We start from the raw sequence: 6,683 nt of genomic DNA, 5'->3' as shown, positions 1-6,683 counted from the left end.
TTTAGAAAACACTATCTTAAATTATGTATCTAAACTGTCCACTTTTTGCTGACGATTTACAATCGTGGATCATATTAACTGCACCCTTGCCATACTGTTGTTGTTGCGTTATTAAACGTTTTATTTTTTGTATAATTTCGGTTGGACTGAATGGATTCACCATAAAAGTCTGCAGCAGCCAGATTAAATACTTCCAGAACAACTCTTCCTTGGCAAAGACCCGAAAGCATTATAACTAAGATATTTTACCAAAAGGTCTAATGGCAGATAAGATCAATATTGGTTACTTTAATCAAATCAATTACTCCTTTCTCGTTACCTGCAATTAGAACTTCGTATCTTTCTTTTTAAGTTTATGTTCAACTGTATAAGTTCGTGGTCTTCGGCAATTAAGATCAACATATCTTTATTTTTTTATCATTTGGCGGAAAATCTCTATTCCCTTATTAATTTCATTAGTTATTTCAGTTTCCATCTTATACAGATCTGGATCAGCATCTACCTCTTTTTCCCAAAAAGTAGCAGTTTCGGTTAATTTTATCAAACCCGAGGTGCCAGAAGTACCTTTAAGCTTATGAAGAAACCCTTTGGCAGTAGAACTTTCATAGTCTGAAACAATTTTTTGTAACTCGTCCTTCGTATTGATAAGTTCTTGAATTACAAGGTTTATAAAGAATCCTTTAAATTCTTCATCATCTCCCAATTGTTCTTCAATCATTTTTTTATCGATTAAATCTGAAGTGTCTAAAATATTTAAAGCCTTGCTTGCACATGTGTCTATAAAAATATTTTTACTAATTACGTTAAATAAGCCCGCTTGCCTGATGGGTTTTGGAAGAAAATCTGACATACCTGCAGAGAGACATCTTTCTTTTTCACCTACAGAATTACCCGCACTAACGCCAATGATTGGTATATTTTTATAATTTGGAAGCATACGGATAGATCTTGTTGCCTCTATACCGTCCATTACCGGCATTTGTACATCCATTAAAATTAAATCGAAAACTGTTTCTGTACATCGCAAAAATGCTTGGTTGCCATCACTAACCTCTACAAGAACCGCATTAGGTGCAATTAGTTGCAGCATTTTATTGTTAAGTGCTCTGTTTACCGGATTATCTTCAGCCAAAAGTACCGTTATAGGTTGTTCTATTATCATTTCCTCTTCTGAAATAATATTTTCTTTTTTTGATATATTTTGTTTAGAATCTTTTACGGCATAGTTCAGCGTTCTATATAGTTCATCTGATTTAATAGGCTTTAATAAGCAGTATGATTTATCGTCTTTTCTAAAAGCAGATATAAATTCATTTTCTTCAGACGAGGTATGAAGTACAATTAGTGGTATCATATCTCCTTGAATTTTAAACAACTCTTTTATTTTTTCAATTGTTTCCAAACCAGATAATACGGGCATGTGGTAATCCATAAGAATCATATCAAATCGTTCTCCGTTCATTAATAGTTGAATAGCCTCTAAACCGTTAGCGGCAACTTCTGATTTAATATTTTTATATTCCAACATGTGTTGTATAATGGTTCTGTTGTTCTGATTGTCGTCTACAACCAACACCCTGCCTATTTCTGACATATCACCATCATTTTCCTGAACGTCATTCATCTCATACGGAACCTCTATATCAAAATAAAATACAGATCCTTTTTCCGTTTCACTTTCAAGCATAAGATTGGTTCCCATATATTTAAGCAGATTATTAGAAATAGTCAATCCCAGCCCGGTTCCACCGTACTTTTTACTTACAGAACTGTCTTCTTGTGTAAATGCGTCAAAAATACGTTGTTGTTTTTCAATTGGAATACCAATTCCTGTATCCCTGACAGAAAAACGTAACGTTATTTTCTCACTGTCTTGTTTTTCCCTGTTTACAGCAAATTCTATTTCTCCTGTTTCAGTAAACTTAACAGCATTGCCTAAAAGATTTATTAGCACTTGTTTTATGCGGGCTTCATCTATCCAGATGGTATTCGGGAGCCCTTGCTCAATATTTAATAACAGTTCCAATTCTTTACTTTGTGCCTGATAAAGAATAATGTTTACCACGTGGTTTGCTAAATCATACAAATTGTACCGATCTATAAACAGTTCTAACTTCCCAGATTCTATTTTAGAAAAATCTAAAATATCGTTTATAATGCTTAGCAGGCTGTTACCCGAATCGCTGATATAGTTAAGATACTGTTTCTGCATCTCTGTTAAAGGCGTTTTAAGCAACAGATCAGAAAAACCGATGACACCGTTAAGCGGTGTGCGTATCTCATGGCTCATATTGGCAAGAAATTCAGACTTAGCCTTGCTTGCAAGATCTGCCAGCCGTTTTGCATCTTTTAATTCCTGATTTGTTTTTACAGAATTTGTGATATTCTGGGTTGAGATCACCACTCCGCCAATAGCTCCGTTTGTAAAATGCCATGGAATCACCTCCCAGTTAAAATGCTGCGGCGAAGATACGCCCGGTATTTCGAACAGCTGGTTCTCATTTTTGTACGCCTGCCCTTGAAGAGCTTTAGCATAAATAGCCCTTCTTTCATCAGTAACATTCGGATTTATGTCAAACAAGTTTTTCCCGATGATATCGGATCTGTTGTCATGAAACTCCTGCAGCCACCTTTTGCTTACCGATATATAATTTAAGTTATTGTCTAGCATTGCCACTGCAGCCGGCACGTAATTTACGAATGACCGCAACATAGCTTCCTTCTTTTCCAGTTCCAAAAATGTTTTCTTGGTTTGATCGATATCCTTAATAATACCAAATACCTTTATACATACTCCTTCTTCGAATTCGGGAACTCCTTTAGCCCGCACCCATATCACTGAACCATCGAATCTTTTCAGCCTTAACTCTTCGTCGTAAGGGATACCTTCTTGTACTGCCCGTGCGAACAGCTGCTCTATTTTTGGTTTACTCTCTTCATCATAAAAGCCAATGGCACTTTCAAGATCTGGTACATAATTCTCTGGTACTTGATGAATTTTTTTTGTAGATTCAGACCAGAATATCTTATTGGTTTTTAGGTTTACTTCCCAACCGCCTACACTGGCTACTTTGTTCGTTTGCTCCAGAATCTTCTGGGTATAGATCAGATCCCTCTCCAACTGTATCCGCTCGGTCATGTTCAATGCCGTACTTACCACATACTGTTTACCGTTCTCGTCGGTTTCCAGCATATTGTTGTACATCCAGTAAATATCTTTTCCGTTTTTTGTACGCAATATCATTGCACCGGTATCTTCTCCTTTTTCAATAATACGTTGCATATATTTGTTCAAATTCTGCAGTTGTTGTGGCGGAACCAACTTCTGCAACGTAAGGTCATTAACTTCTTCTTTAGAATAATTTAAAACTTCCCGTCCTTTTTCGTTTACAGCAAGTATTTTTCCATCTAAATCATGCATGCTCATAAGACCGATCGCATTTTCAAAGAAATTTCTAAAACGTCGTTCAGAGCTTTGCAGTTTCCTGCGTTCTTCCATCTCTTGGGTAATATTGCGACCAAAACATATAATTTCTGTTTTTTGAATATTGGCTTTAAAAAACCACTCTATAACCACCTTTTCATCATCAATATCATTATCATTTACAGTAGATATTGTTGTGGTAGTAAAACCATCAGAACCGAAAAATAATTGTTCTATTTTTTCAAATAGACTATTGTTTTTCCCCAACACTTCGACAAACTTTAAATTTACCAGTTGGGCTTTATCTTGTTTAAACAATATTTCAAAAGCTGGATTTACATCGATAAACATCTGATCAGTATTCAAAACGCAAATCAGATTATTAGTTACAGCAAAAACTTGAGAAAAGTATTGAGCTTGAATATTTTCTCTTCTACGAAGTAATGTTTTAGTAACTGCCTTGCTTAAATTCTTTAACATTTCAATCTGGTTGTCTGAAAGTGTTTTTGGAAGAAAGTCTACCACGCAGATTGTAGCCAAAGCTAAACCGTTCTCATCTAATAAGGGTACGCCGGCATAAAACCGGATATTACCATCGATTATCATACTTTTTGATGAGGTTCGCTCATCTTTAAGGGTATCTTCAATAATAAGCACATCGCGACTCATGATGGTATATTGGCAAACAGTTTCTTGTCGGGGTACAAAATCAACATCCATACCCACACAGCTTTGAATGCGTTGCTGATCTGCCTCCATTACACCAATAATTGCCACAGGACAATTTGTAATTAAACAAGCTGCTTCTGCAAATATATCCAGTTCAGGATCTTTACTCACATTCACTAATTCATGAAATCTTAAACTTTCCAGTCTTTGATGTTCATCTTCCCCTACCTGATATGAAGTCATATTCTTATTTTTATATAAAAATACAAATATCCAATGTATTTTTATAACACGATCACTTATTTGCAATAATATTTAAGGATTCTTTATACGACTATTTAGAGTATCTAATCATTTCCATTTTTAAAATCCTACAGAAAGGGTATTTTGTTAGTTTTCAATTACAAAGCCTTATTGCACCACCAAACTGAACTTACAACTATTTTTGAGACAAAATTGATATACGCTTTTATGGTTAATTTTTCTAAAGCTAAATGCTTTCTGTGCATTTTGTAAAAATATTTCTATATATTCAAACACAGCGTTTTTAGCTTGACCACAAGCGCATATCGAAACATTTTGTTGAACATTTGGAGCGAATAGCCAACATGTATAAAGATGATTATCCTTTTTAGAATCGTAAAGATTTCTAGTTTTATTCAAATCTTTGATTATTAAAGAACTCTCTTTCAAATAAGATCCAATGGGTATAATTATGTAAAACTAAATGTACCCATTGGTTATTATAAATTGATTTGATTTCCACCAAAATAAATCTGCAAAACTGCTTTAAGCACAATTTCACTTTTACTAAAACAAATGGTTTTACGGCTCAATCTTTTTAAATGCGTACGCAAGGCGAGATTTTCCCTTTCTATATTGTTTGTTCCAAAACGAACGGTTTTATGAATGCATTGAGGTATTAAACTTCTGTAATTTTTTAATCTGTCAGTATAAACAGCGACTAGCTTTGCTTTTAGTACTTTACGTACAACTTTGCTTAACGTTAAATTAGTCCTTGCTCCTACATTAAAACTGACAATCTTTTTAGTTTCTCTCTCAAAGGCATAAACAATCCAAATACGTTTTCTTTTACATTTTACAAATGTGCACAATTCATCTATTTCATAACTACTTCCCGGTGTTATTAGTGGTAAATCTACAGTATTTGAAATAGTTATTATTCTTTTTAATAGCGTAGTTACAGATATCCGCAAAATTCTGGCTATACTCCGTAACCCCATCCCTTCAGTAAGCAAAAGCGCAATGTGTTTGTTTATATGGGACAAATAAGCGTTGTATGTATAATTCTCAACAATGGTCTTATTACACTCTTTACATTTATAGCGTTGTTTCTTAACTTTTGAAAATCCGTTTTTAACCAATTTTCCCGAACAGCAAATACATCTATTAATTCCATCAACACATTTGATACACGAGGTGCTACTATTTACCATTTTTACCTGTTTTTAAGCCACTTAAATTAAAAAAGACGAACAATTGTTCGTCTTTATTTTTATGAAATTATTAATTTTTAGCTTAAAAAGTCACGGTTTAGAAGCATTGTAAATTCTATCAACACTTCTGATACATTACCGATTAGAATTATTTCTTTAATTGCAAATAATGTAATTTGTTCGACTCTTCAATATAAGAATTATTTTTATGAACCAATAATAAATATTTTATCACGGTTTCAGTAAAAGTAACAAAATCATATTCCGTAAAATCATTTTTTTTTGTAAAATCCTCCAATTCCCTTAGATCATTTACTAATCCATTTCTATATTTTCCGAGTAATAAAATATCTTGGTCACTTTTGATATATAAATAGCTTCTTCCTCCTGAAATTAAAGATTTTACAAAAAACACCTCCCCTAATTTTGTTTGTCTTTTTTTTGTGATTTTCTCAATATATAAATTAGACTTTCCTTTTTCTAAAATAATTTCACAAACACCCTCATCAATTTCTTTATTAACCATAAGGTAAGAACATATTTCTAACTTTTCTTGTTTAGTTTGAGCAATCATTATATTATTAAAAATTAAAATAAGAACTATAATTAATCTAAATCTCATCGTTTTGTTATTTATATTGACTAGGCATTAAATCGTAATGTATTTGCTTACCAACCGATTCTGGTAAAGATTCAATACTACTTTCAGGTAACTTTGGATAAAGAGCACTTGAAGATTTAGGATCTAGTGTATGTATTAACTCATGCCCTAAAGCACCTGCCATATTTTGATTTATATTTAAAAGACCACTGTATTTAAGATTTTTCAAATCACTTTTACCTCGCGTTCCAAAACTCCATACCTTTGTTCCATCATTTTTCAAATTAGAAAAAGTCCCTTTATAAATAGTTATATCGGATTCAAAAATCAAATCTTTCTTTCTATCATAGTCAACAGCTTTATTTCTACCAAACCATATTTCTCCGGTTTTAGCATTATCAGGACCTGTTTTATCGCTAATAGTTACATTAATTTTTGTTTTACTATCAATCGCTTTTCTTAGTACTTCGTGTTTTAACCCCTATAAACCTAGCGTAATTTATGTAATTTAGAAGTATAATGTTTTAAGCTA

At 33.0% G+C, this 6,683-nt stretch carries 4 protein-coding genes; all 4 read right to left on the bottom strand.

Features of this window, described 5'->3' with window-relative positions:
* Positions 1 to 406: 406 nt before the first annotated feature.
* The 4 genes from EG242_RS14445 to EG242_RS14430 all read right to left on the bottom strand — a co-directional run bounded on the left by EG242_RS14445 (position 407) and on the right by EG242_RS14430 (position 6,482).
* Positions 407 to 4,336 (bottom strand): response regulator, encoded by a 3,930-nt coding sequence (locus EG242_RS14445; RefSeq protein WP_124900607.1) that lies wholly within the window; start codon positions 4,334 to 4,336, stop codon positions 407 to 409.
* 500 nt (positions 4,337 to 4,836) lie between these two features.
* On the bottom strand, positions 4,837 to 5,550 hold the full coding sequence (locus tag EG242_RS14440; protein WP_124900605.1) for an IS1 family transposase: 714 nt from the start codon (positions 5,548 to 5,550) through the stop codon (positions 4,837 to 4,839).
* 148 nt (positions 5,551 to 5,698) lie between these two features.
* Positions 5,699 to 6,172, bottom strand: coding sequence for a hypothetical protein (locus EG242_RS14435; protein WP_124900603.1), 474 nt, complete (start codon positions 6,170 to 6,172; stop codon positions 5,699 to 5,701).
* A 7-nt stretch (positions 6,173 to 6,179) separates the two neighbouring features.
* Positions 6,180 to 6,482 carry a hypothetical protein gene (locus EG242_RS14430; RefSeq protein WP_124900601.1) on the bottom strand — a complete coding sequence of 101 codons (303 nt, stop codon included), beginning with the start codon at positions 6,480 to 6,482 and terminating at the stop codon, positions 6,180 to 6,182.
* Between the last annotated feature and the right edge of the window lie 201 nt (positions 6,483 to 6,683).

The organism is Paenimyroides viscosum (assembly GCF_003858535.1).
GTDB classification, from domain to species: domain Bacteria; phylum Bacteroidota; class Bacteroidia; order Flavobacteriales; family Flavobacteriaceae; genus Flavobacterium; species Flavobacterium viscosum.
This window is presented reverse-complemented; position numbering and strand designations above follow the sequence as displayed.

Coding starts and splice junctions, on each gene's coding strand:
- EG242_RS14435 (WP_124900603.1), bottom strand. CDS start 6,172: ATGAGATTTAGATTAATTATAGTTCTTATTTTAATTTTTAATAATATA.
- EG242_RS14445 (WP_124900607.1), bottom strand. CDS start 4,336: ATGACTTCATATCAGGTAGGGGAAGATGAACATCAAAGACTGGAAAGT.
- EG242_RS14440 (WP_124900605.1), bottom strand. CDS start 5,550: ATGGTAAATAGTAGCACCTCGTGTATCAAATGTGTTGATGGAATTAAT.